This window comes from Enteractinococcus helveticum (assembly GCF_001657475.1).
Taxonomy (GTDB): domain Bacteria; phylum Actinomycetota; class Actinomycetes; order Actinomycetales; family Micrococcaceae; genus Yaniella; species Yaniella helvetica.
The window spans coordinates 459,217-484,753 of the sequence record NZ_LXEY01000022.1; the positions used below are offsets into that span (position 1 = coordinate 459,217).

Consider the following 25,537-nt stretch of genomic DNA (forward strand, 5'->3'; position numbering starts at 1 on the left):
TTTTTATGCCTCCCCTGGAAGTCCGCCATGGGGAGTGGTGACTACCAGCATGACACCCAAGCAAGGAGATATCTCATTAGCGAGCCAAGAGTAAACGAACGCATTCGCGTGCCCGAGGTCCGGTTGGTTGGCCCAGAGGGCGAACAGGTCGGGATCGTGCGCATTGAAGATGCGTTGCGGTTGGCTGTTGAAGCTGATTTAGATTTGGTGGAAGTAGCTCCCAAGGCCAAACCACCCGTTGCCAAATTGATGGACTTCGGCAAATGGAAATACGAGGCAGCTGTTAAAGCCCGCCAGTCTCGCCGCAACCAGGCAACTACCCAGCTGAAGGAAGTTCGCTTCCGTCTAAAAATTGAAGACCACGACTACCAGACCAAAGTCTCTCAGGCTCAGAAGTTCCTGAAGGCTGGCGACAAAGTCAAAGCAATGATCCAGTTCCGCGGCCGCGAACAACAACGCCCTGAACTTGGTGTTCAGTTATTGGAACGCTTTGCTGATGATGTTGCCGAGTTTGGTGAGGTTGAATCCAAACCTCGTCAAGACGGACGAAACATGGTTATGGTCGTTGGCCCACTGAGGGGTGCACAAGCTACTCGCGGAAAAGGCGGAGCTCATAAGCCTCGTCAGGGTGGCGGTTCCCGTCGTGACCGTGCGGCAGCGGCCGCACGTGAGGCACGAGAAGAAGAAGCACAGCAAGCAGAACCAAAGAATTCGATTGCTGATGCCATGCCAGAAGAACTGAAACAACAAGCCTCGCAAGCAAATGATGGTCCCAAGCCTGGACCAAACAACTAATCAGTTCGTTTTGACGAAAGATTGCCCGAGCTGATCTCGGTTCCGGGACATAAAGTCTTGCCACAAGACTGAGACTGGTTTCGTGCGGAAGCCAGCCGACAACGATAAGGAGAACGGCCACTATGCCGAAAATGAAGACTCACAACGGTGCCCGTAAGCGCTTCCGCGTGACCGGGTCAGGAAAGCTGATGCGCGAACGTGCAAACCGCCGTCACTACCTGGAGCACAAGTCCTCACGCTACAAACGTCGTCTGAAGCCAGACGTCGCACTGGCTAAAGCCGACGTTGCACGTATTCGTCGCATGCTGGGCATCTAGCAGACCGCTACAGGTATCATCACCATCAGTTTTCTTCCCGCCACGGGGAACATATAAATAAGGAGTAGAACGCATGGCACGTGTCAAACGTTCGATTAACGCAAAGAAGAAGCGCCGCACAGTACTGCAGCGCGCTAAAGGCTACCGCGGTCAGCGCTCACGTCTGTACCGTAAAGCACACGAGCAGCTGCTGCACTCGTTTGTTTACAACTACCAGCACCGCCACAAACGTAAGGGCGACTTCCGTCGTCTGTGGATTACCCGCATCAACGCCGCTGCACGTGCCAACGGTATGACTTACAACCGCTTCATCCAGGGTCTGAAACTGGCTGAAATTGAATTGGACCGTCGCATGCTGGCCGAAATTGCCGTATCTGATGCAGAGACATTCTCCGCTCTGGTCAAAATGGCAAAAGAAGCTCTGCCTGCAGACGTCAACGCACCAGCAGCTAAGTAACATTTAGCACTCAAGACATGAGACAACGCCCCGTCAATCTGATGGATAACCCGCACGCCGATCGCGTCAAACGGGTCGCTCAGTTGGCGGGGCGTTCTGCTGTGCGAAACCGTCGACAGCAATTTCTGGCCGAAGGTCCACAATCAGCCACCGAGGCTATTCGTGCCCACCTGGGATTTCTCAAACTATCTGAGCCGGCCCAACAAATGTGGCCTGTTGGTGAAACCGTAGCTGAGGTGTATTACACACAGCGGCTTATAATTTCGCACCCTGACCTATTTGCGCTCGTACAGCAACTTCCCGCTCACGTGTTCGTAGCTGAGACATCGGATCAAGTACTACAAGCCATGTCCGATGCTGTAGTGCATCAGGGCATTGTCGCCGTCGTCAACATGCCACCACATAGCTTGCAACCGTCTCCAGGCGCTGAGTTGGTCGCTGGGATCGTACGTGTTCAAGATCCGGGCAATGTCGGCACTATCATTCGAGTAGCCGACGCTTCTGGCGCTGATTATGCTCTGGCCACTGCAGGTACAGTCGACATCTACAATCCCAAAGCTGTCAGATCCACAGCGGGTTCATTGTTTCACCTTCCGGTCTACACCCGGGTAGAACTGGGGACATTCGTTGCATCGTTTCAGGGACGAATCTTCGCTGCAGATGGTTATGGCACTCGTGTGTTAGATCAGACAGACTCCGGTATGCTCAATGGGCCAACGGCTTGGTTATTTGGTAATGAAGGCCAAGGACTCAATGACGATGAACTTCGATTGGCAGATCAAAGGGTAGCAGTTCCCCTCTACGGGCTAGCGGAGTCCTTGAACGTGGCTACCGCAGCAACGATCTGTCTATACTCTTCCGCTATGGCTCAACGCCGTCAGGATCCATCGACCAGCTGAACTTCCCAACCGCCGTTGGGTTCATCCGCTGTTACCAAGACTGCACGAGATGTCACCGTTGGGGTATCTACGAGCTTGGGCCAAATCATTCGATGTTCAGTGGATGAATTCTTTGGTAAATAGAATCGATCGGGAATCATTCCGAGTAAACGACCTCCGGCGAGTTCGCGGCCACCAAACACATACACTTTCAAGTTCGTAGAGTACTGCCGCAAGATGTGAATTAGCTGTTCTTCAAAACCCTGAAAACTACCTGTCACGAGCGCATCGGCCCAACTGCCCCAATCAGCAATGACCATGATGACTTCTGCACCGCTAGACAGTACCGTCGCGGTATCGGCTAGGAACTGTTTTAGCACATCTGCGTTAGCCTCAGAATGGTGCAAATATGTGTCCCATCCCTTTGGGGCTTGAACCTGAGGCTGCCCGTCGAGAAATATTCGGTGAGCAGCCGTTGCCAAAACATAGCGTGCTGCGTCGTGTAGTGACTGTGTAATGCCACTACCTGCTGCGCCGATCCAGGCGACAGACCTGCACAGCACAAGTTGTTCGTCACCGCTAGGTGTTTGGCCGAGATAGACCGGATGCTGTCTAGACCGCATAGGGTCATCGACTAACCCAATAGCGGTGGCTTCCATGCTGCTGTCGACCGGTTGGATGGCAGACTTAGCTACATGCTGTGGCAAAGCTGGCAATATGATCGGATCAGGAATCGGTAGGTCACTGGCTCGCTTCCGGAGCGTTTGAACAAGTGCTGACCAATCCGTTGTGGCTTGGTCAGATGACCGCTGGTGGGTATGGAGAGGCTCCAGAACTACTGGCTCCTCATCGAGCAGATAGCGAGAAGTCTGAAAAAGTTGAGGTTTACTCGCTCCACCCTTGTAGTAAGCCCGTCCAGGGGTCGTACGGGAGATCGAAAATGCTTCAGCAGTTCCTAAGACATCCCATGAATCGTGCTCTGTAGCAGTTCTCAGACAGATTGATGAACCGATATTAGCTCGAATGTCGGCACTGACAGCGCCTTGGGTTCGCTGGGTCGCGATGATGAGATGAAAGCCAAGTGATCTACCGGTGGCTGCAAGGTGGGCAAGCGTTGTAGACGCCTCTGGGTTTTGTTCGACCAATACTCTGAGCTCATCAATGGCTACAACCAGCCGGGGCAAGACGATATGGGGTGCCCGACGCCGGAAATCGTCATAATCTGCCACCTCGTAGTCAGCAAATAGGCTTTCTCTGCGGAAGAGTTCGGCGGCGATAGCTTTGAGAGACCGGAGAGAAATCGCTGCTGTATGGTTGGTCTCCACACTCATGGTGTGCGGCAGTGCAGCTAATACATTGAATGATGAACCGCCTTTGAAATCCAACAGAATCATGCTGACCTCGCACGGGGGATACCGTTCCGCAAAGCCAGCGAGCAGCGTGAGTAACAGTTCAGATTTGCCAGATCCGGTTGTTCCGGTAATGAGTACATGCGGACCGTCGGGAACCAGATCGAACGTGAGACCAAGCGGTCCGGTCCCTAATTTGGTTGCAAGTTGCGATATTGCCTGATCACGCATGCATTGTGACGACAACATCAGGTGATCAGAACTGAGATGATCACCTGGTTGGTGTAGTCCCAGTTCGTGGGCGATCCGGTCAAGAAGTATGCTGCTAATACCAATCGGGAGGACATCGGTGGCAGTCCAGGATCCCTCAATCCGATGATGATGTAGATCTATTACGACGGTGGAGCCATCCGCGACATAGACATCCTTGGTGAATATCAGATGGTGTACTGAGGTGTTTTCTGATGGAGCCAGGCCGTCCGATATCTCTACCAGAGGTGAACTACCAACCTGGGCACCATCGATGACTAGACCTGTCGCCGTTGCACGGACATGGCGCAACAGCTGAGCCATTATCCAGTTCTTCAGCGGTTGAAGAAGATCTGATTCTCCAATGACCACGGTACGTTGGCCTGGTAGTAGCTCCAAGACTAGGTCAGTTCGTGCATCGAGATGCGCATCCCATTGCTGCGTATTTTGGACATGCAGCATCTGCGCCCTGCAGATACCGGAGCCTAAGTGAATCACTGGATGCTCTGGCTGAATCTTCGTGAGGGCGAGGGGATCAGCAACGTGAGCTGTCAAAGCTAACATCAGCTGAGACGGAGTAAAGATGCTGTTGTGAAAGCTGTCCACCGTTGTGGCCAGTGCCGTGCGAATTTTCTCGATGAATCGCCTTCGGGACTTTCGATATTGAGTGATGAGCACAAAGGCTATGATGACGGAGATTCCCGAAAACAGCAGAAAGTACCACATCCCGGTAACAACCATCAGCACTATGCCGATCATCAAGGGTGCAGCTGCACCGATCACTTGCAGTACTATGTTGGGCGGTGAGGGAGGTTGGCCACAAGACACTTCGAAAGCGCCCGGATAGTGGGGGACTTGCAATGGTTCGCCAGCACCTCGGTGAAGTTTGAATCGCGTCGTACCTGCCACAAACGTCTCGTCGGTTTCCCAATGGATGGGGTTGTTGTGTATCGGCGTGATGACCGTGCCGTTGGATGATAATCGAATGTCAAAGTCATGAGCCGAGAGCCATGGATCTCGGATCTGGGCTTGCGCGCCACTTCTTCCGACCCTGAGATCAGCTCGAGTCAGGGGAAAGATTCTGCCAGCATCACGACCTTCATCGGTCACTAATAACAGCCTGGATTCTGGCGTACGTGGAGCAGCGGCCTGAGCCGGCTTTGCTATCAGATGTCCCACGCCATCAGACCACAGCTGTGAGAGTTGCTGAGCAGACATGTCATCCAGCGGTAGTTTCTGAATGTAAAAGCTGAGGTTTTTTGCTGAGGGAACGACTTGACGTAACCGCAAGGCTAGCTCACGACCACCCTCTGGAGGGATGCGGTTGAGTTGCCACCAGGTAGGGCTGTCAGTCAAACCAAAGATTTGGAGTAGCATTCCTTTCCTTTCGCGTCTGTCCACTTATGCTCATGCATTTGCGGCAAATCGTGAAGACAGTTGCCCACCCGTGTGGAAAACGAGCGCACTCTTTACGGTTATCCACAATGCGTCAATCAAGGCTTGAAACTTAAAGCTAACTTGGCGAAAGTGAATCCTGTCACTAATTCATTGAATGCACCTTGGTTGAAGACGGAGACCCATGGAAGCCAAGCAATTGCTAGAGCTGGAAGTTCGTGAGCTGATTCGCACTCGTGGCATTGATCCCACTGGACAGCCTGACGAAGTACGCGCACTGGTTGCGTCGGCGACCGCTGACTACGATGCTCGCAGCCTACAGTCTCAACTTCCGGTTCTAAATGATTTAGATTCAACTCAACAGGCTGTCTTTGATGCTGTAGCAGGATTTGGCCCACTTCAGCCCTTGCTTGACGATCCCGAAGTAGAGGAACTGTGGATCAATGCACCGTCACAAATTTTTCTAGCGCGCAATGGAATTACCGAACTCACCAACATTTCGTTAACGTCTCAGCAGGTGGCTGATCTTGTTGAAAAGATGCTCAAGACCAGTGGGAGACGGCTTGACCTGTCGACGCCTTTCGTTGATGCCGCATTACCGGATGGTTCACGGCTGCATGTCGTCATTCCGGATATCACCGCAAAACACTGGGCGGTAAACATTCGCAAATTTGTGGTCCGAGCGCATCGGTTATCGGACCTTGTGCGTAAGCGCAGTCTGACCTCCCAGGCGGCGGCATTTCTTGACGCTGCCGTTAGTGCTGGCCTAAACATCCTGGTATCTGGAGCAACCCAGGCAGGCAAGACCACCATGCTCAATTGCCTTTCTGCATCGATAGGCCCACGAGAGCGAATCATTACTGTCGAGGAGATCTTCGAACTCAAGGTGCCGCAGAGAGACGTAGTCAATATGCAGTGCCGCCAACCTAACCTCGAAGGGGTAGGCGAGATCTCGCTACGTCGGCTAGTGAAAGAAGCCCTGCGTATGAGGCCTGATCGCATCATTGTTGGTGAAGTCCGTGAGGCAGAGGCGCTCGACATGCTCGTAGCCTTAAATGCCGGTCTGGCTGGAATGTGCAGCGTGCATGCCAACTCTGCCCATGACGCCTTAGCAAAAATTTGTACCCTGCCACTGCTGGCCGGAGAAAACATTAGCAGGGACTTTGTTACGCCGACTGTGGCCAGCTGTTTTGACCTTGTCGTGCATTGCGCTCGAGGTCATGATGGACACAGGTATGTATCTGAGGTTCTGGCGGTTGGTAACCGTGTGGAAGGCGGGATCATCGAATCGACCTCGGTCTTCCGCTTAGTAGACGGCGAACTGATGTTGAACCATACAGGCCTGATGGAGCACCCAAAGTTCACTGCTGCTGGGATAGACATTCGCACGGTCATTGGAGAAGCCGCATGAGTGTCATTATGGGGCTGCTCCTCGGAGCGGGATTACTACTGATCTGGTGGTCCTTTTGGCCACAGCCCATCACATCCAAGAATCGGCCCCCATCTAAGGCACACCAACTCATTGCCCGGTCAGGAATAGCCCGTCTAACGGTTCCCAGTGTCGTGATGTTATCTGTTGTGCTCGCGTTGGTGGTATTCGTGAGTCTCTCCGGTCTTACCGGAGCGGTTCCGATTGGTCTGTGTTTTGCACTATTTGCTGCCGCGACACCATGGGCTGCGCTGAGTTGGCAAGCCAACCGGCGGCAAACTGCGCTACGCGAGATCTGGCCCGATGCCATCGACAACCTGCGCTCAGCTGTACGAGCTGGCTTGACCCTGCCCGAAGCCCTAACTCAGTTAGCTGATCGTGGGCCTGAAGAGCTTCGTGATGTGTTCAAAGAATTCGCCGCGGATTATCGAGCGGGGGCACGATTTACAGATGCTCTTGATCGGCTCAAGCAGTCCTTGGCAGATCCCACGGCTGACCGTCTCATCGCCTCCCTGAAAGTGACCCGTGAGGTCGGTGGTGCAGATATCGGTCGCCTACTCGAAACGTTGTCTGATTTTTTGCGTGATGATGCACGAACCCGAGCGGAACTTGAAGCGAGACAATCCTGGACCGTCAACGGAGCACGGTTGGCTGTAGTGGCACCCTGGTTAGTTCTCCTGCTGCTGGCCACTCAGCCTGACGCCGCGGCTGCCTACCAATCTGTTAGTGGGTTGATTATTTTATTAGGTGGCGTGTGTGTTTCAGTCGTGTGCTACCAACTGATGCTGAAAATCGGTTCCCTGCCTGCCGAGCGGAGAGTCCTATGACCGGTTCGATGTGGATAGCCGTCGGGCTGGCAATTGCAGGGGCCATCGGGGTCACGATGTTGCTAGCGGTAGGTATCCGGTTTAATAAACCGAGCTTGGCACAACGAGTCGCTCCCCAGATGCGTGGACATACGAATGCAGAAAAAACCGAACGGGCCACACTCACCATGTTCGGTACGCTGTCGAACATCAGCGCTCCCTTGGTGCAGGCAGGAGTTGACCAGCTCAATAAGCTGAATCTTGGTAACGCGCAGCTCACCGCGCGATTAGCACAAGCAGGCTCTCGGCTAACAGTGGCGGATTATCGAGCTCAGCAATTGATCATGGCTGTGGGAGCTGCAGTGCTGGCTACCTCTGGTTGCATTTGGGCAGCGCTCAATCATGCTTTGAATCCAATCATCGGACTGATTGTCGTCACAAGTGCCACTGTCATCGCATTTTTTGCTCGGGATAATCTCTTGACAGCGCAGATTAATCGACGACGAACGAAGATTTTTGCGGAATTTCCGACTGTCGCCGAACTATTAGCCTTGTCTGTGGCGGCAGGTGACTCGGCATATAGTGCACTCGAACGGGTTGCCACCACTGCTCACGGGGAACTCGCCTATGAGTTCAATCTGGTGATAACCGACATACGCTCCGGAGACAGCCTGACTACAGCACTCCAGTCGTGCTCAAATCGCTTGAAACTTCATCCGGTTGAACGGTTCATTACTGGCTTCACCGTTGCGCACGAACGAGGAACACCCCTTGCCACTGTGCTGTATGCACAGGCCAGGGACGTTCGTGAACTTACCAAACGCGAACTGCTCGAGCTCGCTGGCAAAAAGGAGATCTCGATGCTTGTCCCATTAATATTCGGCATTTTACCGCTGACCGTAGTTTTCGCAATTTTCCCCGGACTCTCATTACTCAACATCGGATTGTAATTTCGAAAGGATTCACTATGCGCCTAGTTCACCGTCTTGTGACGTACTTCAGGATCGATTCCATCCACGACGAGCGTGGAGATGTCCCCGGGTGGGTCATGATCACCCTCATGTCTGCTATTTTGGTGGCAGGTTTATTGGCGCTCGCAGGACCTGCACTCAACGGGTTGTTTGAAGAAGCGATTGCGCGTGTTTCAGGGTCCTAAGTTGACCTCTACTCAAGAATCTGGCTCGATCGTAGCCGAATCAGTGATGATCATCGCTCTGGTGACTTTACTGTGTGGGACTATCTTGCAACTCGGGGTGATCATCCATACCAGAAACACTATGATCGATGCGGCCTCCGCTGGAGCCCGTTATGCGGCGCTGGCAGATCGTAATCTATCTGATGGACAAAATCGAACTGCTGCACTGCTTACCAGCAGCATCCCGAACGCAGAATCAGCAACCGTAACCATCGCACGGGCGGGCCAAGGCGATCTCATCAGAGTTACTGTGACACACCAGCTTCCCCTACTGGGATTTATCACCGCTCCCATCCCACTGTCAGCGACGGCACAAGCATATGATCTCACCCCGTAGCGATGAAGGATCGGCCACAGTTGAGTTCATTGGCTTGTCGATCATCTTGTTGATCCCAGCCATATATTTGCTCCTGACAATCTCACAGCTACAAGCTGCAGGATATGCCGCTGTAGCTGCGGCAGACCAGGCTGCAAAGACTGTGGGCTTCTCCGAGGATGCAGCACAGGCTGAAAGGCGTGCGGTCCGCACTGTCCAGTTAACCGCGGCCGATTTTCAACTGGACCCACAAGCCACCAGCACGACTATTCACTGCAGCAACTCCGAATGCACGGACCCTGGAACGCAGATACAAGTTCATGTATCGATCGATGTGGCTTTGCCACTGGTCCCTACTTTCCTAGGCAACCCCACCCGTATTGCCACCATGAATGCCACCGGGTATCACGTGATCGGAGACTTTGAATGACCCCTCAATGCCAACGCGATGACGGCCAGACGTCCATATTCGTCATAGGTGCCACGGTCATCATCTTGCTCTTTGCCTTGACCATCGCAGCAATCATGTCCGTGACCCTGCAGCATCGGAAGCTATTGTCTCTAGCGGACTCCGCTGCTCAAAGTGCTGCTACAGCTTTTACCGTTGCCGATTCGGAATCATTCACGCTTACGATTACGCAAGACACAGCAACGAACCAGGTCAACCAGCACCTCAGCAACGTCGAAGCCGCAGACAGGTTCCCGAATCTTCGTGTCGATCAGGTCCGTGTTACCGGAGATACGACGGTGTCGGTGCAGCTTTCAGCCACTGCACACCCGCCTATTGTCAGTTGGGTTCTGCCCGCCGGCGTCGTGGTGACGACAGAAGGCACCGCACGGACACAGCTCACGCAATGACTCGGCGTTTATGACCTGACTCCCATTTCGCGTATCCTTGAAGAATAATGGCTGATATTGACTTTTCCGCAGAAATCGCAGACCTGCGCCACACGTACGAATCTATCGAGGCGGTATCTGACGTCGAACAGATCCGTGCCGACATCGCTGAGCTGTCCGAACAAGCTAGCGCGCCGAATCTTTGGGACGATCCGGCTGTCGGGCAGCAGGTTACTTCTGCCCTGTCACGAAAAGAAAATGAGCTAGAACGTCTTACATCCTTGGCCTCCCGGATCGATGATCTAGAAGTCATGGTTGAGCTGGCACAAGAGGCGGGCGACACCGACCTCTATGCGGAAGCCGATAGGGAACTGGCCAGTATTACAAAAGCTTTGGGCCAATTGGAAACTGTTACTTTGCTCAGTGGTGAATATGATGAACGTGAAGCCGTTGTCACCATTCGCGCTGGAGCAGGTGGGGTCGACGCATCGGACTTTACCCAGATGCTCCTGCGGATGTATTTGCGTTGGGCAGAGCATAACGGGTATCCAGCCAAAGTCATGGACACCTCCTATGCGGAAGAAGCTGGACTGAAGTCGGCGACCTTTGAAGTCACCGCTCCTTATGCATACGGCACGCTATCCGTTGAAGCTGGCACCCACCGTCTGGTGCGCATCTCACCATTTGATAACCAAGGACGACGTCATACTTCCTTTGCTGCGGTAGAAGTGGTGCCACTTATCGAATCGGATGACTCTATCGAGATTCCGGATACCGATTTACGAGTCGATGTGTTCCGTTCCTCGGGTCCTGGCGGCCAGCACGTCAACACCACTGACTCGGCCGTCCGACTGACACACCTCCCAACGGGCATTGTCGTTTCGATGCAGAACGAAAAATCGCAGATTCAAAACCGCGCTGCGGCCATGCGAGTTCTGCAGTCGCGTCTGTTGCTGTTGCGTAAAGAAGAAGAGGAAGCCAAAAAGAAAGAACTGGCCGGTGACGTCAAGGCCTCCTGGGGCGACCAGATGCGCTCCTATGTGCTCAACCCGTACCAAATGGTCAAAGATTTGCGTACCAACCATGAAGAAGGCAACCCAGACAAAGTCTTCAATGGTGAGATTAACGAATTCATCGAAGCCGGCATTCGTTGGCGCGCTGAAGGTCGACACGAGTAGTCACTGAACCTAGCCAACCTCGCTGGCGGGTGCAACACTAGAAGGCATGACTGAACAACGCATTGTGAAAGCCACACGGACGATTAATGCGCCTGCGGCAACCATATTCGAACTCATCGCTGATCCTGCTCGACAACCAGAATGGGACGGCAACGATAATCTTGCACAAGCCCCAACAGGGCAACGAATCACTGCGGTAAATCAAGAATTCACCATGGCCTTGACCAACGGGGAAAGCCGCACCAATCACGTGATTGAGTTCGATGAAGGCCGATGCATTGCCTGGAAGCCAGCACCGACTGGCCAAGAACCTCGTGGCCACATCTTTCGGTGGGAACTACGTGCGATCGATGACAACAGCACCGAGGTGACTCACACCTACGACTGGACACAACTAACCGACGAAACCCGTTTTGCACGGGCGCGTTCTTATACCGAAGACGCCCTGATGAGTTCAGTTAACCGGCTATCACTGAAAGCCGAAAGCTAGCGTTATACAACTGACCAGTTTTTGCCGGTTTTGCGTTAGAATGTGTTAGACAACAGGCCAGAATCTTAGGAGTCACGTTGTCTACAATTTCACCACGCGATGCCGTGATCGTCGGTGGGTCGCGCACCCCTTTCGGACGCTTACTTGGATCTCTGAAGAGTTTCTCAGCCATCGATCTGGGGGCGCACGCAATTACCGGTGCGCTGCAGGACGCCGGTGTGGGTGCTGAAGCGGTGGATACAGTGATTATGGGGCAGGTTATCCAGGCCGGCTCCGGCCAGAACCCGGGTCGCCAGGCAGCGCTCCAGGCAGGCATCGGTCGAGATGTGCACGGTATAACCATCAACAAGGTCTGCCTTTCGGGAGCTACCGCGGTCATCGATGCGGCCCGCATGATCGCCCTTGGTGATGCTGATGTTGTAGTCGCTGGGGGACAAGAGTCCATGACAAACGCGCCGCATCTAATCCCTGGATCGCGCGGTGGCCATAAATACGGGTCCGTCACGATGCTCGACGCTACCGATCACGACGCACTGACCGACCAGGACAGTCAGGTTTCGATGGGCATTCTCACCGAGCAAGGCAACGTGACACATAATCTTGACCGACCAAGCCAGGATTATGTTGCAGCACGGTCACATCAACGTGCAGCCGACGGCGTTGCCTCGCGTGCAGAAGAGATCCTGCCGGTCGAAATTCCACAGCGTCGCGGGGAGCCGGTCGTATTCGATCGTGACGAAGGGATTCGCGACGGTACAACTCCAGAATCGCTGGCTAAACTTCCGGCAGCTTTTGCTGAAGACGGCAGTGTGACGGCAGGAAACTCTTCGCAAATATCGGACGGCGCTGCAGCCGTCGTCGTAGTGGCAAGACAATATGCTCAAGAACACGGACTCAACATCTTGGCGACTGTGGCAGGCTACGGCCAAGTCGCCGGTCCACGCAACGCGCAGTTACATTCACAACCAGCCAATGCTCTGCTGGCCGCCACCAAGCGTTCCGGCTGGGAGCTTTCCGATCTGGATTTTATCGAGATTAACGAAGCTTTCGGTGCCGTCGTCGTGCAGTCGCTCAAGGAGCTCGACGATTATCCGCTGGAACAGACGAATCTCTATGGTGGCGCCATTGCACTGGGTCACCCGGTTGGTGCATCCGGTGCTCGGTTGACGCTGACTGCCGCAAAAGAACTCGGCAGACGCGGTGCCGGCAAAGCAGCTATTGCACTGTGTGGCGGCGGTGGCCAGGGGGAAGCCATCTTGCTTGAACGATAAAACATAAATTTCAACACACCCCCGGCACCAGCCCCAAGATCCCACGGATGTTATCCAACCGTGATTAGTCTTGGTGTTGCTGGTGCTTTTTGCTTCCCCGACAAGACCAAGCGCCGGTGGATCGTGCGACGATTCGGTCGAGGAAAAAGATGATCCGATTCGAAGATGTAACGAAGGTCTATGACACGACCTCGCGTCCTGCATTGGACGGTGTGACGACCGAAATTATCCGAGGCGAATTTGTATTCCTCGTAGGACCTTCGGGATCCGGAAAATCGACCTTTATTCGACTTGTTCAACGTGAAGAAAGAGCATCTTCAGGGACCGTCTATGTTTCTGGTCGCGACGTTGCGCGGCTCTCATCGTGGCGAGTGCCTCACCTGCGCCGCGATCTCGGGGTAGTGTTCCAAGACTTCCGCTTATTACCCAACAAGACTGTGTTTGCAAACGTAGCGTTTGCGATGCAAGTACTGGGCAAACGTCGCAGTTTGATTAATCAGACGGTGCCCGAGGTGCTACAAACCGTGGGCTTGCATGATAAGGCACACCGTTTCCCGCACGAACTATCCGGTGGTGAGCAGCAGCGCGTTGCAATTGCCCGCGCCGTCGTCAATAAACCAGCAATCCTCTTGGCAGATGAACCTACCGGGAACCTCGATCCGGAAACCTCCTGGGGAATCATGGAAGTACTCGATACGATTCACCAGAACGGGACAACCGTGGTCATGGCAACTCACGATCACGAAATCGTCAATACCATGCGGCGTCGAGTCGTTGAGCTCGAAGCCGGCAAGATCGTCCGCGATGAAGCCGAAGGTGGCTATCAACCCGCCGACAATACCGTGCAGCTTCAATCTCGACTCAGAAAGACCGAGGTGAAATAGTGCGGTTCGCGTTCATTCTGTCGGAAACGTTCTCCGGCATTCGCCGGAACCTGTCCATGGTCATCTCGGTTGTCCTCGTGACGTTCATCTCTCTGACATTCGTGGGCTCTGCTGGTTTGCTGCAGATGCAGATCAACCAGATGAAAGGCTACTGGTACGACCGGGTCGAAGTCGCAATGTTCTTGTGTAACGACACCTCGACGGCCGCCAGCTGTGCCGGCGGGGGAGTCACAGATGCCCAGCGCGAGGCCATTGAAGCCCAACTTGAGTCGCCACAAGCCGCTGCCTATGTGGAAAGCTATGAGTACGAATCCCAGGAACAAGCCCTGGAGTTGTTCCAGCAGCAATATTCCAACCTGGATATGGCAGAAAGTGTCACCGCCGACCAGCTACCAGAATCATTTAGAGTCTCACTGGTTGATCCAGAACAGTACGAAGTTGTCAACGAAATGTTCTCAGGCATGGCGGGTGTCGAAGTCGTCTCCGACCAGCGAGAACTCTTAGAGTCACTCTTTTCGTTGATGAATATCGCATCAGTGATCGCCATTGCCCTGGCCGTCATCATGCTCATCACCGCTATCTTGTTGATAGCCACCACCATTCGACTCTCTGCATTCTCCCGACGGCGCGAAACCGGCATCATGCGCCTGGTGGGTGCATCCAAGACAATGATCCAGCTACCATTCTTGGCTGAAGGAGTGGTCGCGGCCCTGCTGGGTGCAGCACTTGCGTCGATTGCAACGTGGGCTATTGCCAAGTTCTTTATTGCCGACTGGTTGGCCGGGCAATATCCACAAACTGGATTCATTTCTTCGACCGAAGCATTATGGCTTGTCCCGCTGCTGTTCTTGATTGCACTGGTACTTGCTGCAGCGTCGTCGATGTTGACGCTTCGACGCTATCTGAAAGTTTAATAATTGAGTAATGTTAGTGACCGAGCCACCTTCAAGTTATCCAACACGATATTTGGCGCGTGTCTAAAGGAGACAGGAATATGACACAACGACGGTTCACAAGCGTTCTTGCGGCCGCCGGCATCGTTGCCGTTTTAGGTGTCACCTCGGTGGTGCCTGCATTCGGACAGGATCGTATTGACCGGCTTGAACGCCAGCTGGAGGACTCCAAAAAGGAGCGCGATCAGCTGGGCAACTCGCTGGAAGATCTTAACGATAAAAAAGCTGGGCTCGACTCGGACCGTGGCGATCTGAACGCTTCGCTTGAAGGTCTCGATGAGGATATTGCCAATAAAGTCACTGAGCTACAGGAACTGCAAGAGCAGTTGCCGGCAGCCCAGCAAGCTGTTGAGGAAGCCGAGTCACGGGTCGCTGCTGCGCAGCAAGAAGTGAACTCGCTCAATAATCGTATTGCCGACGCCGAAGCTCGCCTGGCTGATATACAGCAGGAAATTGCAGAATCGGAAGCGGCTCTTGACCTCGCACAAGACGAAGTCGGGCAAATCGCGGCCGAAGCGTATAAGTCCGGGGGCGTCAATAACCTGTCGTTCTTACTTGGCGTGAGCGACTCATCGCTTCCTGAAGCTATGGGAATGGCACAGCAGGCCCTGCGCATCCAAGAGAATCAGATTGCTGAAGTCTCCCAGCAAAATGCTGAAGACATGAATGCACAGGCCCGCCTCGAAGCAGTAGAATCCGAGATCCGCGAACTGAAAGCTCAAGCAGAAGAGGCTCTTGCAGCCGAGCAAGCCGCGCGAGATGAAGCGAATGCTGCCAAAGAAGAACTCGATGGCATGATCGACACCAACGAGCGTCTCACCGCAGAACTTGAAGCAGAGCGTCCGCGGATCGAAGCTGCGATCGAAAAGAATCGTGAAGCAGCCAGCAGCGTCAACGAAGAAATTCTTGCTCAGCAGGAAAAGGTCAACGCTCAGTCCTCTGAGGTCTCACAGATTCAAAAAGAATACGACGAGGCCGTTGCCGAAGCAGAAGCCAAACGCAAAGCCGCACAAGAAGCTGAACGCAAGGCTCGCGAAGCCGAACGACAGGCCGCTCAGCGCAACGCTACACAACAGCAGAAGAAGTCTGCAGAAAAAGCCCGCAGCTCAGCAAATAGCGCCAATAAGAGCTATGAAGCCGCTGAGAAGAAAGTAACGCAGCAGGCGAATCGTGGTAGCGCGTGGGGACTGATTGCCCCGATCAACACCTATGTCACCTCAGGCTTCGGATGGCGTCCAACACCTGCCGGTACCTATGATTACGGCGGCCGCGGTGGCTACGTCCATACCGGTATTGACTACGGTGGTGGTTGCGGCATCCCAATTAAGGCTGCACGTTCTGGCACCGTGATCAACGCCGACTGGGCCGTGTCGACTTCGGGCCGTCGTGTAGTGATCGACCATGGACGTGTCAATGGTGACCTGCTTGCCACCAAGTACCACCACATGACCCGATACATTGTCAGCCCAGGTCAGAAAGTTTCACAGGGACAGGTCATTGGTTATACCGGGACCACCGGTAACTCAACCGGTTGCCACCTGCACTTTGAAACGCTGCGCAACGGTACTGCGGTCAACCCAGCTGGACTGCTCTAAAATTCAATACTTCACGACGCCTCTGTTCAGTTGATTGCAATTGAACAGGGGCGTCGTTTTGACAGGGCCTGTATAATTGCAGGTTGGACGAAAATGAACAGCGGAAGGAGTGCGAATGTCCAAGAAATCTGGTCGCAGTAAGCCTGCGCGTTCAGATCGACAAGTGATCGCTACCAACCGCAAAGCGCGCCATAATTACAACATCAAAGACACCTACGAGGCTGGCATTTCACTCATGGGGACTGAGGTCAAGTCCCTTCGTGACGGTCAGGCATCCATTGTGGATGGCTACGCGATGTTTTCCGGCAATGAGCTATGGCTCGAAAACGTCTACATTCCTGAGTATGGGTACGGTACATGGACCAACCACTTAGCGCGACGCAAGCGCAAGCTGTTATTACATCGCAGCGAGTTGAATAAGCTAAAACGCGAGCTAGATGCCGCGGGAACCACGATCGTTCCATTGTCCCTGTACTTTCGTGACGGCAAAGCCAAGGTTGAAATCGCGCTTGCAGAAGGTAAACGTGACTACGACAAACGCCATGCCCTCCGTGAGGCACAGGATAAACGCGAAGCACAACGCGCCATGCGGGAAGCGAACCGTCGTGGCAAGTCGATGCTCTAAGGAGTTCGTCCCTGCTGGAATAAAAGTAGGTGACTTGCGGTTGTACAAGTTGAGCCTTTTACGTTAGAGTAAAGGGTCCTGGCTACGCCAGGTGCTGTTAGACAACAGAATATGGGGATGATCGGTTTCGACGATGTGAGTTGCCGTAAGGGAAGCGTGCCGAGGACGCAAAGTTATCTCGTAAACACCCTTTGCAACCAATTAAGTGCCGATTCTAAACGCACTGACTTCGCTCTCGCTGCCTAACTAATCCAGCGAACGAGTCCGTCAGCCCAGGCTTTGCTATCGACCTGGTGTCTGGCGTCGCTTAGATAGCCACTGTCTGTCGCCCCTGTCGGGGGAAGTGACAGAGACCTGAATCCGACTAGACCTAACAGGTACTCGTCTGCGAGTTCCTGAGGTCGATAAAACTCCATGCAGACTGCGCACGGAGAAGCCTAACGAATGCCACATCGGACCCGGGTTCAATTCCCGGCATCTCCACAGGAAAGCCCGTAAACCTTTGAGTTTGCGGGCTTTTCCCTTGTCAGGAGCCGTTTCTCATCTCCGCCCTAGTGACGATGATTAGTCATTATTGCTCACAGTGTAGCATTTAATTAGTCAATGGCTAGACAATGATCTGGGGCCATTTATTTTCAGGCCCGGGCGAAGGGTGAATTAGGCAGTGGCGGCGAAAAAACGTAAGAAATATCCGGAGGGCATCCAGCCCACAGGATCAGGAACATACCGTGCTCGCATATACCGCGATCACGAGAACCACCATCTTGGCACTTTCAAAACAATCGGTGATGCCCGCGCAGCCCTGGATATCGCCCGTTCAGAAATAGCCAGGGGTACATTCGTGCCCCCTAAGCAGCGTCGAGCTGCGGCTCGGCAGGAACGTGAGCAGCAAGAACAACAGGCCCTGGCCGAAGCCCGTACCGTCAGCGACTTGGCTAAGGCTTGGCTAATTTGGCTAGAGTCCATCGGCCGTTCTACAGGTACGCTCTATACGTATAGGCGCCGCTTAGAACAATCATTTCTTCCAGCGTTCCGTCAGTCGTCGGTGGTCGACCTCACCGCGGGCGATGTGACCGGCTGGTATACGAAGTTGGTCGCCTCCAACGGGGAAGGTGTGGCCAGGCAGCACTACCGGACGGTCGACGGAATGTTCCGTTATGCGACCGGGAAGTCGAAACAGCTCCCGCGCTCATTTGAACCGTGGCTCGATAGCAGCCCGGTCGATATCCCCGAAGCAGGGGCCAAAAAACGTGCCCGCCGCAAGCCCGACGAAGTCGTGGTCACGACTGACGAAATATACACAATTGCCGACAATATGCCGCCCCACGAACGGCTCGCTGTGCTGCTCGCTGGCTGGTGTGGCCTACGAATTGGTGAAGTGCTGGCTGTACGGCGTCAGGACTTCACCGTGGCCGCCGACGGGGTCATGTGGCTATCGATTAACGAACAAGTCCAAGGACGGGGCACCCCGGCCCGATTAGACCCCACAAAAACCGAAGCTGGCGACCGCGACGTTCCTGTTGCCAGTAGCATTGTCCACGAGGTGAATCATCATCTCGAGGAGTACGTAGAATCGCCAGGGGAGTCGTTTCTGTTTCCTCGACACAAGGTCGGTAACAGGCCGCACCATCCGAACACGTTTCGAGGTCATTTTGACAAGGCCCGCGATGATGCACAGAATCCGCGCTTTCAAAACCTAACTTTTCACGGTTTGCGCCACAGCTGTCTGACCCGGCTCGGTCAAGCCGGCGCGACGTTATCGGACCTAATGTCGTTCGCCGGACATTCGGATATAGAATCCGTACTCATCTATCAGCACTCGGAAAAGCAACGGTTAGCGTCCCTGGCCGAACAACTGTCCGTGGACGCGGAGAAAGGCAACAGTGACACGGATTAATATCTATTGCGACCAGGGCCACTCCCGTTGGCATATTGCGACCATGAGAAAAGGTGGGGCCGATGGGCATCCTAAGATCTGGATGCAGGACACCAAATCCTCGCACCGTCGACGTCTCGAACGGTTTCGAACCGGTGACACCAGTCTGCCTGATGATCAGCCGGTGAACTATAAACGCATAAGGGACGGCAAGGAAGTCGCGCCCGCAGCGCCCAGTGAATCGCCGGCCGTATATGAGCACGTCACCTACACGTTTAAGTGCGAGCATTGTGTGAATTTGCGTCGACATTCCACGGTCACCCGGCGCGCTGAGCGGCTTGCACCAATTCTGGATTTGCTCCTGCAGGCCGGGTTACGTGAGGTCAGTCTTGATCAGCTAGCCCGCGGAATTGGGGAATATGACAGAGAAAGACGCTCGTAGTTAGCTTTTCTTAATCACAGTAGTTTATTCTTGTACAACAGCCGTGTGACGGTGGATCACACCGCAGGCGAATAAATAGCCTGCGAACCTAGGACCAAGCCTCCCGCCTGGTACGTCTTTGACGTGCCCGGGAGGCTTGTCTTGTTAACGAATACTTTTCTGCAACGCCAGCGCATTGCAGCCGAATCCCCAGAACTTCCAACAGCTCTTGTTCCAGTTGCCCGACCGCTCACGATCCAGGAAGTCGCCGACTATCTTTCGGTCACGCATGGCACCGTACGTCGATGGATTAGCCAGGGGAAACTGCGTGCTCACTACTACGGCCGTTCAATCCGCATCGAGCCAGCTGACCTCGATAAATTCCGAGAACAAAAAGCCAAGGCAACTTATGACCACGTTTCTGGTGGTGGCCACTAATGGCTCCGGACAAGAAAATTCCCCCGGCACCAACACCGGGGGAATTTCAGGAAAAGGCAACGAGCACCATATACAGCACGTCTAGCCTAGCTCAAGGACGTGCTCGATCCCAGTTGTTCGCTGAGCAGCTCGAGGGGATTTATTTGGTCATCGCCGAGATTAAGACCACGGCGGATGAACAACGGTTCCGTCGCCGGTTCTACGCGAACCTGCCCAGCGCCCAGCTGGCCGTGGATCGCGCCCGAATGAACGGCCGTGAAGCGCATTTGTTCATTGGTCAGATCAGTATCGTGGGCGGTGATCATCATGAGTGAGCCGAAACTCATCGACTTTGAGAGCTACGCACAAGGCCAGAATGATTTGCTCAACGCGCAGGCACCCACGAGTGCCGAACGCGAGGAAATCTACCTTCAAGAGCAGGCGTCATCAATCGAGTGGGATGACCAGCACTTACGGTCACACCAGCGGATGGCGGCACGGCTGGCCCAGTATGCAGAAGGCGTGGCTCTGTACGTCGAGGGGCTCGGCTGGCAATACTGGTGCGGCACCCATTGGGCATTAGATCACCGTGAAGCCCGAATCAACGAGCTACTCAGGGATTTGCTGAAAATGTCGTGGGTCGAGGCCATGAATGACCAAACCCTGCAAGCCGACGTACGGTCGGCAATGAACGCGACCGGCACCCGCGGGGTGATTGACCTAGCCTCCCGGAATTCGCGACTATTCACCGAACAAGTCGACCAGGACCCGTATTTGCTCAACTGCGTTAACGGGACCCTGGACCTGCATACGCTCCAGCTGCGCCCGCACAGCCCGGCCGACCGCATCACCAAAATTACCGGAGCAAATTATGACACCAGCGCCCCGGCTGACTCCTGGACGGAGTTTCTCGCGTCATCGCTACCCGACCCAGCTCTGCGGTCATTCATGCAACGATACGCTGGCTTGTCATTAATTGGCCGAGTCATCGAGCATGTCATGCTCATCGCTACCGGCACCGGGCGCAACGGCAAGGGCGTGCTGGCCAGGACGCTGTCTAAGGCCCTCGGTGATTATGCGGTAACAGCCACCAGCGATCTGCTCGTGACCGGCCGACACGGCGGCAAAACGGCCGGAGAGTTGGCGGCCCAAATGGTGCTGCGTGGGGCACGGTTCGCGGTCATGTCCGAACTCGACAAAAACGACAACATGAACGAAGCCCTCATGAAGTCGCTGACCGGCGGTGACGAAATCACCGCGAAACTCATGGGCCAGAACTTTGTCAGCTTCATGCCGTCGCATTCATTCTTTTTGCAGACCAATGACTTACCGGCCATGGATGCCGACGCCAAAGCGGCCTGGGCGAGGATCCGGGTCGTGCCCTTCGATGTGTCATTCGAAGGCCGTGAGGACCACGGCCTGGAAGAGCGGTTAGAAACCGAGCTGTCCGGTGTGCTCACCTGGGCGATTGAAGGCCTGCGCCAATACCAACAGACCGGACTAGATGAACCGGACGCCGTCCGGGCCAGCACGGACGCTTACCGCGCTGACAATGACGCCCTGTCCCGGTTTATCGCAGACCGTTGCGTCCTGAACCCGGCCGCATCGGTTACTACCGCAAAAATCACCGAGGAATATACCCTGTGGGCTGCGATGGCCGGAGAGGCGCCGATGAAGAAGATTGCGCTCAGCAAACGGCTTCGAACTATCGACGGGGTGACCGACAACGGCAACAAGAATAGTCGAGGACTTAATGGAATCGGGTTAAGAAATGACTAATGGGCAGTTAGGGCAGATACCCCCAGAGGTTCTCGTGAGAAAACACTATAGGGAATCACTGGGACCAACTGCCCGTTCTGCCCAGATCGAGAAGAAAGCAAAATACATGGCCCGAAACACGATGCGAATCATCCGATTCTTACAGCGCCGTAGGCGGCAAAAACAACAGATAAGGAACAAGTGATTATGACCAACCGGAAGCCAAAATCAGAGCTCGATAAATGGAAGCAAGCGGTTAAGGACTCTCTGAAAACCATCAAATGGCTGGAGCGCCGCGGTGATGAGAAAACAGAGCGCATCCGCGTCCTCGAGTACCAGATCAAAGAACTAGGAGACACCCCATGACCACCGCCGGCGTAAATGAGAAACCAACCGAAACAGACTTCAAAACATTCTGGTCGGTTTTCGAGGCCCAGCAACACCGCCAACAGCAGCAGTTAACCCAGCGAATGGAGCAGAAAAAATGACACGGCCCAACCCAATTAAAGCACGCCGGTACCACTGGTTAGCTAAACGCCAAGAAACCCCCGGCATCGCCATTATTGGAGAGCACGGGATCCTTGCCCACATGACCATGAGCGAAGCCCTAAAAATTGCGCACGAAATTGCCGACATTTTGCAGGCCGAAAAAAGCCGGCGCAAGGCGAGCTCGTCCACATGAACACGCCCCATCCGAACCAATCTTCAGCAGTCAATACGTTAGGAGTCACTATGACCAACGACCACATCATTACACCGGCCCAAGATTCATGGGCAGCCGCAAACAAGGCCCGCATTGAACGCGAGAAAATCGCCCTGGAAAAAGCGCAGCAGATCTCGGAAATCGGCGCAAAATCCTCCCGGAACGAATTGCATCGGATGCTGAGCATCACCCCCGGGGCCGAGAGCGCTCTCAAAATCGGGCAGTTGCTCGACGCAGAACAGCAAAACAACATTAACCAATAGCCGAAAGGATCTAACACCATGACTACGACCCAAAATCAACAGTTGAACATTGAACAAGAACTCGAGCAAGCCACTGAGCAGGCCGCTGCAGCAACCCGTCGCGCCCGTGAGCTTGAGCACCAGGCAGCTGTCGTCCGTGAGCATCGAGAACGGCTCCGGGGCAAGCTGCGTCAACAGTTCGAAGAGGATGCCGGGCAGTTCTTCGTGGAACTGGACGCCCTGCGTAAACAGAAGCTCGCCGAGTTCGAACAGGCCGTCATCACCGGAGTAAACGTAGCACCTGCCTGGATCGCCTACATGACCACCGTTCACCAGCTGACTTTTGAAGAAGAACAGCGGGCGCGTTATTTCTACAATTCGCGGCGTAATCACTATGACGCGATCCGGGGCCAAATGCAGGCATGGGCCGATGAATTGGAATACGCAAAACAATCCGGCATGGTTTACCCGCCACAGGAAGAAGAGCCTCGCAACTGGTACACCCCGCTGATAACCGTCTTACTCGATGAGGTCGACGGCATCCGAGACACAGAATCAGAAACCCGGGTGCAACAGATCAACGCGATGGTCAACGCGCTGGCCACCGCTCATGACCTGCCAGTCCACCGGGAACTGGACGATCTCACACCGCCCCTGGCATCCCTGGTGTGTGGTGAGCCGCCAGCGGCGCTGTCCCTGACGCTGGGAGAAACTCGACGCTTCGAACGTCGAACGATGTGGCAGGCCATCGACGACGTCGTACGCGACCAAGTCCAAAACGGTTTAGACCAGTACGAACAGGACCGCGCCCAAAAGTTCGAGCAACTAGTCGTCGCCCACGACCCAGAGCTCGACGCCTAAACCCACCGAGAGGTAAGTAACACCGGTGCCGGGGCACCGGCCGGCATTTGACCGGCCAGAGCCCCGGCACTCACTGTTTAATAAGGTGAACGGCGGAGCTGCATGGACGCCCTATACCGGACGCTTCATGTCAATGCCCACAACAATCTGCGCCGCCCAGGCTACCAAAAGCAATTGGTCCGTGACTGACTCCAATAAGCCCTCCAGTGCACAAACCGTCTCCGAACCATCACGGCCGCCCGCGAAATGATCCACACTGACCTTGAAAACACACTCCAGGAATCCAGTCGCGACGGCATCACTTTTTGTCAACTGGCCAAAGAACTAGGCGAGCGTCAGCGGCCCCGTCACCTAAGAGTACTTACAGATTCGAGAATAGCCACGAACAACCGGGAAAGAGCGGCCCCATGGTAAGTTAGCCCACACCCCTCACCACCCACCCAGAGAGGCCCCATGAAAAAAACCCCAGCCCTCATCACCGCTACACTTATCGCGGTCACCGCGCTCGCGGGCTGTTCCTCCAATGCACAAACCGAATCCGCCCCAGAGCAGGACACGGTTTCAGTTTCCCCTGAGTCCGCTCCAGAGCAGGTTGCAACGCCGGCGATTTCCCCCGATACCCGGCAGGCCTGGGCCGACGATGTTGTGAACCACTGGCTGCAAAGTGCTGATATAAATAGCTTCGAAGGCTTTAGAGCGGATGACCCGGAGGCTGCGAGGGGCTATGTTCTTGACTATGGCTCTGACGACAATGGGACCGTTCACTTCACCGTCGAGGGAGACGAGTGGAATGAGAAAGATTTCTCACGGCTCATCCATGACTTCATGGGGTCGGTGGGATACGAACGTCCGGGCGAACTGACAGAGACTTCGGTGACCACAGAGAACGGAAAATACACGTTTTCCATGACCTGCGAAGAGATTCCTCGTTGCGACACTAACTAGAGACGAAAAAACGGGCACCCCGGACCAAATAGTCGCGGGAGTGCCCGTTCTATATGCTTATACGAAGCGGTAGTAGTTCAAGAAGCACTGCAATGCCATAGCAGAGGAATACTGACCCCTTGCCCCTACCGTAAACATGTTTGTTGCCGGGAATGAGAACGGGATTGCGCTACGGTACTTGCCATTCATCATTCGAGCAAATTCTCGAATAGAGGCAAGCCCCCAGTATCCATCGACGTTGTATCCACGGTAGTAACCATATTTCTGCATCCAGCGTTGCAGACCTCGGTGGGTCGTTGATGGTAACGCACCGTTTCATATAGCAAAATTCGCCACCGACTTTGACACGATTACGGCCGTCACTGAGGACGGTTCATCTTCTTACACCGAGCCATACCTGCCGTATCTCGAAACATACTTCGACGGTATAGACCTAGAGGACCAAGCCGCCCACTAGAGACTGCTTTTCATACAAGAACAAAGGATCAGGCTGTACGGACTGTAGTTGCCGGCCGATCTTATTGCCGAGGGACGTCAGGCTAGGGGCCGCGAGTCGCCTCACCTCGCGGCTATAACGTCGCCCCGCCGGTGTCACGCGTGACTCACGCTGTGATAAGACCTCGACCACCTGAGCGTCAAGACCGCAACACTAACTGGCAGCGGACCAGCCGACACCTAATGCTCAGCTGTTCACCATCGGAGCGTGAACACAGCGGTCCAGGGGCTTTCCCCTTCCACCCCGGGGCCGTTCGTGGTGATATGGGGTCCAAACCAACCCGGGGGCTTTATTTTCTTTCGACCCGTGGCGGTAGTGGACACCAGGGGGAGGGGGTCATCTGATCACAAGCCCCGGGGCCTACTTTCAGGCCCCGGGCTATAACTTTCTTCAAGCCCCGCAAACCCGAGGGGACCAGGCCCAGGGGTCACACGACCGCCAGCACAAGGCCGGGGGCCTCATCATCACTCACCGGCACACGCTGAGACCACCGCGCCGCCACGTGCGCCGTGTCGGCAGCCAGCGCCGCTCCCGGCGCGTGACTACATCACGGAGACAGCGCATCATCACCGCAGCCCAAGCAGCAGACTGCCGACCAGCCAGCACCCAACACGCAACCGAGCACCAACCGAAGCGATGCGACCTCACAACGCAGCACCGATCAGCGCAGCATGTTTGTGATCAACTAGAACTAGGCCAGATGAGCAGGGAAATCCAGCCAGTTCAGCGGTTGGTTTCCGGCCAAAAGAGCGTCAAGAATCCGGCCAGTTATCCACATGTTTATTGTGTGGTGTTGTCC

The 25,537-nt window shown here is 54.6% G+C and carries 30 protein-coding genes and 1 other RNA gene; 30 read left to right on the forward strand and 1 reads right to left on the reverse strand.

Annotation, left to right across the window (positions count from 1 at the left end):
- Positions 1 to 27 precede the first annotated feature (27 nt).
- The 4 genes from infC to A6F49_RS14235 all read left to right on the forward strand — a co-directional run bounded on the left by infC (position 28) and on the right by A6F49_RS14235 (position 2,468).
- Positions 28 to 795 carry a translation initiation factor IF-3 gene (infC, locus tag A6F49_RS14220; RefSeq protein ID WP_082911804.1) on the forward strand — a complete coding sequence of 256 codons (768 nt, stop codon included), beginning with the start codon at positions 28 to 30 and terminating at the stop codon, positions 793 to 795.
- A 122-nt stretch (positions 796 to 917) separates the two neighbouring features.
- On the forward strand, positions 918 to 1,112 hold the full coding sequence (gene rpmI / locus A6F49_RS14225; protein ID WP_043058549.1) for a 50S ribosomal protein L35: 195 nt from the start codon (positions 918 to 920) through the stop codon (positions 1,110 to 1,112).
- A gap of 73 nt (positions 1,113 to 1,185) precedes the next feature.
- On the forward strand, positions 1,186 to 1,569 hold the full coding sequence (gene rplT, locus A6F49_RS14230) for a 50S ribosomal protein L20 (RefSeq protein WP_043058548.1): 384 nt from the start codon (positions 1,186 to 1,188) through the stop codon (positions 1,567 to 1,569).
- A 17-nt stretch (positions 1,570 to 1,586) separates the two neighbouring features.
- A complete protein-coding gene (locus A6F49_RS14235) occupies positions 1,587 to 2,468 on the forward strand; it encodes a TrmH family RNA methyltransferase (RefSeq protein ID WP_043058547.1) in 882 nt (293 codons plus the stop codon).
- Here A6F49_RS14235 and A6F49_RS14240 read toward each other — a convergent pair.
- Entirely contained in the window at positions 2,447 to 5,422 is a 2,976-nt protein-coding gene (locus A6F49_RS14240) for an FtsK/SpoIIIE domain-containing protein (RefSeq protein WP_043058546.1), read from the reverse strand. The two genes, A6F49_RS14235 and A6F49_RS14240, sit on opposite strands and share 22 nt — an antisense overlap.
- Positions 5,423 to 5,624: 202 nt before the next feature.
- Here A6F49_RS14240 and A6F49_RS14245 point away from each other — a divergent pair, with 202 nt between their 5' ends.
- The 26 genes from A6F49_RS14245 (at position 5,625) to A6F49_RS14365 (ending at position 24,242) form a co-directional block, all read left to right on the forward strand.
- Positions 5,625 to 6,851, forward strand: coding sequence for a CpaF family protein (locus tag A6F49_RS14245; RefSeq protein WP_043058545.1), 1,227 nt, complete (start codon positions 5,625 to 5,627; stop codon positions 6,849 to 6,851).
- Complete coding sequence (locus tag A6F49_RS14250) at positions 6,848 to 7,696, forward strand: type II secretion system F family protein (protein ID WP_043058544.1); 849 nt, start codon at positions 6,848 to 6,850, stop codon at positions 7,694 to 7,696. Before A6F49_RS14245 ends, A6F49_RS14250 begins: the two co-directional genes overlap by 4 nt.
- The gene (locus tag A6F49_RS14255) at positions 7,693 to 8,625 is read left to right on the forward strand and encodes a type II secretion system F family protein (protein WP_043058543.1); all 933 of its coding nucleotides are present in this window, start codon (positions 7,693 to 7,695) and stop codon (positions 8,623 to 8,625) included. Before A6F49_RS14250 ends, A6F49_RS14255 begins: the two co-directional genes overlap by 4 nt.
- Before the next feature lie 17 nt (positions 8,626 to 8,642).
- Positions 8,643 to 8,831 (forward strand): hypothetical protein, encoded by a 189-nt coding sequence (locus tag A6F49_RS14260; RefSeq protein ID WP_043058542.1) that lies wholly within the window; start codon positions 8,643 to 8,645, stop codon positions 8,829 to 8,831.
- Position 8,832: 1 nt separating this feature from the next.
- Positions 8,833 to 9,207: a TadE/TadG family type IV pilus assembly protein gene (locus A6F49_RS14265; RefSeq protein ID WP_235605005.1), complete on the forward strand. Its 375-nt coding sequence runs from the start codon at positions 8,833 to 8,835 to the stop codon at positions 9,205 to 9,207.
- Positions 9,191 to 9,616 (forward strand): hypothetical protein, encoded by a 426-nt coding sequence (locus A6F49_RS14270; protein ID WP_043058541.1) that lies wholly within the window; start codon positions 9,191 to 9,193, stop codon positions 9,614 to 9,616. The genes A6F49_RS14265 and A6F49_RS14270 overlap by 17 nt, the downstream gene beginning before the upstream one ends.
- Positions 9,613 to 10,044 (forward strand): Tad domain-containing protein, encoded by a 432-nt coding sequence (locus tag A6F49_RS14275; RefSeq protein WP_043058540.1) that lies wholly within the window; start codon positions 9,613 to 9,615, stop codon positions 10,042 to 10,044. Before A6F49_RS14270 ends, A6F49_RS14275 begins: the two co-directional genes overlap by 4 nt.
- Positions 10,045 to 10,091: 47 nt before the next feature.
- A complete protein-coding gene (gene prfB / locus A6F49_RS14280) occupies positions 10,092 to 11,201 on the forward strand; it encodes a peptide chain release factor 2 (RefSeq protein ID WP_043058539.1) in 1,110 nt (369 codons plus the stop codon).
- 46 nt (positions 11,202 to 11,247) lie between these two features.
- Positions 11,248 to 11,691 (forward strand): SRPBCC family protein, encoded by a 444-nt coding sequence (locus tag A6F49_RS14285; RefSeq protein ID WP_043058538.1) that lies wholly within the window; start codon positions 11,248 to 11,250, stop codon positions 11,689 to 11,691.
- 77 nt (positions 11,692 to 11,768) lie between these two features.
- Positions 11,769 to 12,962 (forward strand): acetyl-CoA C-acetyltransferase, encoded by a 1,194-nt coding sequence (locus tag A6F49_RS14290; RefSeq protein WP_043058537.1) that lies wholly within the window; start codon positions 11,769 to 11,771, stop codon positions 12,960 to 12,962.
- A gap of 149 nt (positions 12,963 to 13,111) precedes the next feature.
- A complete protein-coding gene (ftsE, locus tag A6F49_RS14295) occupies positions 13,112 to 13,846 on the forward strand; it encodes a cell division ATP-binding protein FtsE (RefSeq protein ID WP_043058536.1) in 735 nt (244 codons plus the stop codon).
- Positions 13,846 to 14,760: a permease-like cell division protein FtsX gene (gene ftsX / locus A6F49_RS14300; RefSeq protein ID WP_043058535.1), complete on the forward strand. Its 915-nt coding sequence runs from the start codon at positions 13,846 to 13,848 to the stop codon at positions 14,758 to 14,760. The genes ftsE and ftsX overlap by 1 nt, the downstream gene beginning before the upstream one ends.
- 80 nt (positions 14,761 to 14,840) lie before the next feature.
- On the forward strand, positions 14,841 to 16,394 hold the full coding sequence (locus A6F49_RS14305; protein ID WP_052504963.1) for a peptidoglycan DD-metalloendopeptidase family protein: 1,554 nt from the start codon (positions 14,841 to 14,843) through the stop codon (positions 16,392 to 16,394).
- Between the two features lie 115 nt (positions 16,395 to 16,509).
- The gene (smpB, locus tag A6F49_RS14310; RefSeq protein WP_043058534.1) at positions 16,510 to 17,019 is read left to right on the forward strand and encodes an SsrA-binding protein SmpB; all 510 of its coding nucleotides are present in this window, start codon (positions 16,510 to 16,512) and stop codon (positions 17,017 to 17,019) included.
- Between the two features lie 113 nt (positions 17,020 to 17,132).
- Positions 17,133 to 17,505, forward strand: a transfer-messenger RNA (tmRNA) gene (gene ssrA, locus A6F49_RS14315).
- Between the two features lie 355 nt (positions 17,506 to 17,860).
- The gene (locus A6F49_RS14320) at positions 17,861 to 18,916 is read left to right on the forward strand and encodes a tyrosine-type recombinase/integrase (RefSeq protein WP_150119512.1); all 1,056 of its coding nucleotides are present in this window, start codon (positions 17,861 to 17,863) and stop codon (positions 18,914 to 18,916) included.
- 43 nt (positions 18,917 to 18,959) lie between these two features.
- Entirely contained in the window at positions 18,960 to 19,337 is a 378-nt protein-coding gene (locus A6F49_RS14325) for a hypothetical protein (protein WP_150119513.1), read from the forward strand.
- 141 nt (positions 19,338 to 19,478) lie between these two features.
- Positions 19,479 to 19,754: a helix-turn-helix domain-containing protein gene (locus A6F49_RS17785; protein WP_052504962.1), complete on the forward strand. Its 276-nt coding sequence runs from the start codon at positions 19,479 to 19,481 to the stop codon at positions 19,752 to 19,754.
- A gap of 113 nt (positions 19,755 to 19,867) precedes the next feature.
- On the forward strand, positions 19,868 to 20,068 hold the full coding sequence (locus A6F49_RS17790; RefSeq protein ID WP_150119514.1) for a hypothetical protein: 201 nt from the start codon (positions 19,868 to 19,870) through the stop codon (positions 20,066 to 20,068).
- A complete protein-coding gene (locus A6F49_RS14340; RefSeq protein WP_052504961.1) occupies positions 20,061 to 21,512 on the forward strand; it encodes a DNA primase family protein in 1,452 nt (483 codons plus the stop codon). The genes A6F49_RS17790 and A6F49_RS14340 overlap by 8 nt, the downstream gene beginning before the upstream one ends.
- Positions 21,513 to 21,698: 186 nt before the next feature.
- Positions 21,699 to 21,857, forward strand: a complete 159-nt coding sequence (locus A6F49_RS18090) for a hypothetical protein (RefSeq protein WP_161485824.1) — start codon at positions 21,699 to 21,701, stop codon at positions 21,855 to 21,857.
- Positions 21,854 to 21,979 (forward strand): hypothetical protein, encoded by a 126-nt coding sequence (locus tag A6F49_RS18620; protein ID WP_268751208.1) that lies wholly within the window; start codon positions 21,854 to 21,856, stop codon positions 21,977 to 21,979. Before A6F49_RS18090 ends, A6F49_RS18620 begins: the two co-directional genes overlap by 4 nt.
- Positions 21,976 to 22,173 carry a hypothetical protein gene (locus A6F49_RS14350; RefSeq protein ID WP_043058529.1) on the forward strand — a complete coding sequence of 66 codons (198 nt, stop codon included), beginning with the start codon at positions 21,976 to 21,978 and terminating at the stop codon, positions 22,171 to 22,173. Before A6F49_RS18620 ends, A6F49_RS14350 begins: the two co-directional genes overlap by 4 nt.
- A gap of 50 nt (positions 22,174 to 22,223) precedes the next feature.
- Positions 22,224 to 22,457 carry a hypothetical protein gene (locus tag A6F49_RS14355; protein ID WP_043058528.1) on the forward strand — a complete coding sequence of 78 codons (234 nt, stop codon included), beginning with the start codon at positions 22,224 to 22,226 and terminating at the stop codon, positions 22,455 to 22,457.
- A gap of 18 nt (positions 22,458 to 22,475) precedes the next feature.
- Positions 22,476 to 23,297 carry a hypothetical protein gene (locus tag A6F49_RS14360; protein WP_043058527.1) on the forward strand — a complete coding sequence of 274 codons (822 nt, stop codon included), beginning with the start codon at positions 22,476 to 22,478 and terminating at the stop codon, positions 23,295 to 23,297.
- 453 nt (positions 23,298 to 23,750) lie between these two features.
- Positions 23,751 to 24,242, forward strand: coding sequence for a hypothetical protein (locus tag A6F49_RS14365; protein WP_043058526.1), 492 nt, complete (start codon positions 23,751 to 23,753; stop codon positions 24,240 to 24,242).
- Positions 24,243 to 25,537: the final 1,295 nt, after the last annotated feature.

Coding starts and splice junctions, on each gene's coding strand:
- smpB (WP_043058534.1), top strand. CDS start 16,510: ATGTCCAAGAAATCTGGTCGCAGTAAGCCTGCGCGTTCAGATCGACAA.
- ftsE (WP_043058536.1), top strand. CDS start 13,112: ATGATCCGATTCGAAGATGTAACGAAGGTCTATGACACGACCTCGCGT.
- A6F49_RS14355 (WP_043058528.1), top strand. CDS start 22,224: ATGACCAACGACCACATCATTACACCGGCCCAAGATTCATGGGCAGCC.
- A6F49_RS14360 (WP_043058527.1), top strand. CDS start 22,476: ATGACTACGACCCAAAATCAACAGTTGAACATTGAACAAGAACTCGAG.
- A6F49_RS14285 (WP_043058538.1), top strand. CDS start 11,248: ATGACTGAACAACGCATTGTGAAAGCCACACGGACGATTAATGCGCCT.
- A6F49_RS14250 (WP_043058544.1), top strand. CDS start 6,848: ATGAGTGTCATTATGGGGCTGCTCCTCGGAGCGGGATTACTACTGATC.
- A6F49_RS18620 (WP_268751208.1), top strand. CDS start 21,854: ATGACCACCGCCGGCGTAAATGAGAAACCAACCGAAACAGACTTCAAA.
- A6F49_RS14340 (WP_052504961.1), top strand. CDS start 20,061: ATGAGTGAGCCGAAACTCATCGACTTTGAGAGCTACGCACAAGGCCAG.
- rpmI (WP_043058549.1), top strand. CDS start 918: ATGCCGAAAATGAAGACTCACAACGGTGCCCGTAAGCGCTTCCGCGTG.
- rplT (WP_043058548.1), top strand. CDS start 1,186: ATGGCACGTGTCAAACGTTCGATTAACGCAAAGAAGAAGCGCCGCACA.
- A6F49_RS14240 (WP_043058546.1), bottom strand. CDS start 5,422: ATGCTACTCCAAATCTTTGGTTTGACTGACAGCCCTACCTGGTGGCAA.
- A6F49_RS18090 (WP_161485824.1), top strand. CDS start 21,699: ATGACCAACCGGAAGCCAAAATCAGAGCTCGATAAATGGAAGCAAGCG.
- A6F49_RS14245 (WP_043058545.1), top strand. CDS start 5,625: ATGGAAGCCAAGCAATTGCTAGAGCTGGAAGTTCGTGAGCTGATTCGC.
- A6F49_RS14325 (WP_150119513.1), top strand. CDS start 18,960: ATGAGAAAAGGTGGGGCCGATGGGCATCCTAAGATCTGGATGCAGGAC.
- A6F49_RS14275 (WP_043058540.1), top strand. CDS start 9,613: ATGACCCCTCAATGCCAACGCGATGACGGCCAGACGTCCATATTCGTC.
- A6F49_RS14255 (WP_043058543.1), top strand. CDS start 7,693: ATGACCGGTTCGATGTGGATAGCCGTCGGGCTGGCAATTGCAGGGGCC.
- prfB (WP_043058539.1), top strand. CDS start 10,092: ATGGCTGATATTGACTTTTCCGCAGAAATCGCAGACCTGCGCCACACG.
- A6F49_RS14350 (WP_043058529.1), top strand. CDS start 21,976: ATGACACGGCCCAACCCAATTAAAGCACGCCGGTACCACTGGTTAGCT.
- A6F49_RS14260 (WP_043058542.1), top strand. CDS start 8,643: ATGCGCCTAGTTCACCGTCTTGTGACGTACTTCAGGATCGATTCCATC.
- infC (WP_082911804.1), top strand. CDS start 28: ATGGGGAGTGGTGACTACCAGCATGACACCCAAGCAAGGAGATATCTC.
- A6F49_RS14235 (WP_043058547.1), top strand. CDS start 1,587: ATGAGACAACGCCCCGTCAATCTGATGGATAACCCGCACGCCGATCGC.
- A6F49_RS14365 (WP_043058526.1), top strand. CDS start 23,751: ATGAAAAAAACCCCAGCCCTCATCACCGCTACACTTATCGCGGTCACC.
- A6F49_RS14305 (WP_052504963.1), top strand. CDS start 14,841: ATGACACAACGACGGTTCACAAGCGTTCTTGCGGCCGCCGGCATCGTT.
- A6F49_RS14270 (WP_043058541.1), top strand. CDS start 9,191: ATGATCTCACCCCGTAGCGATGAAGGATCGGCCACAGTTGAGTTCATT.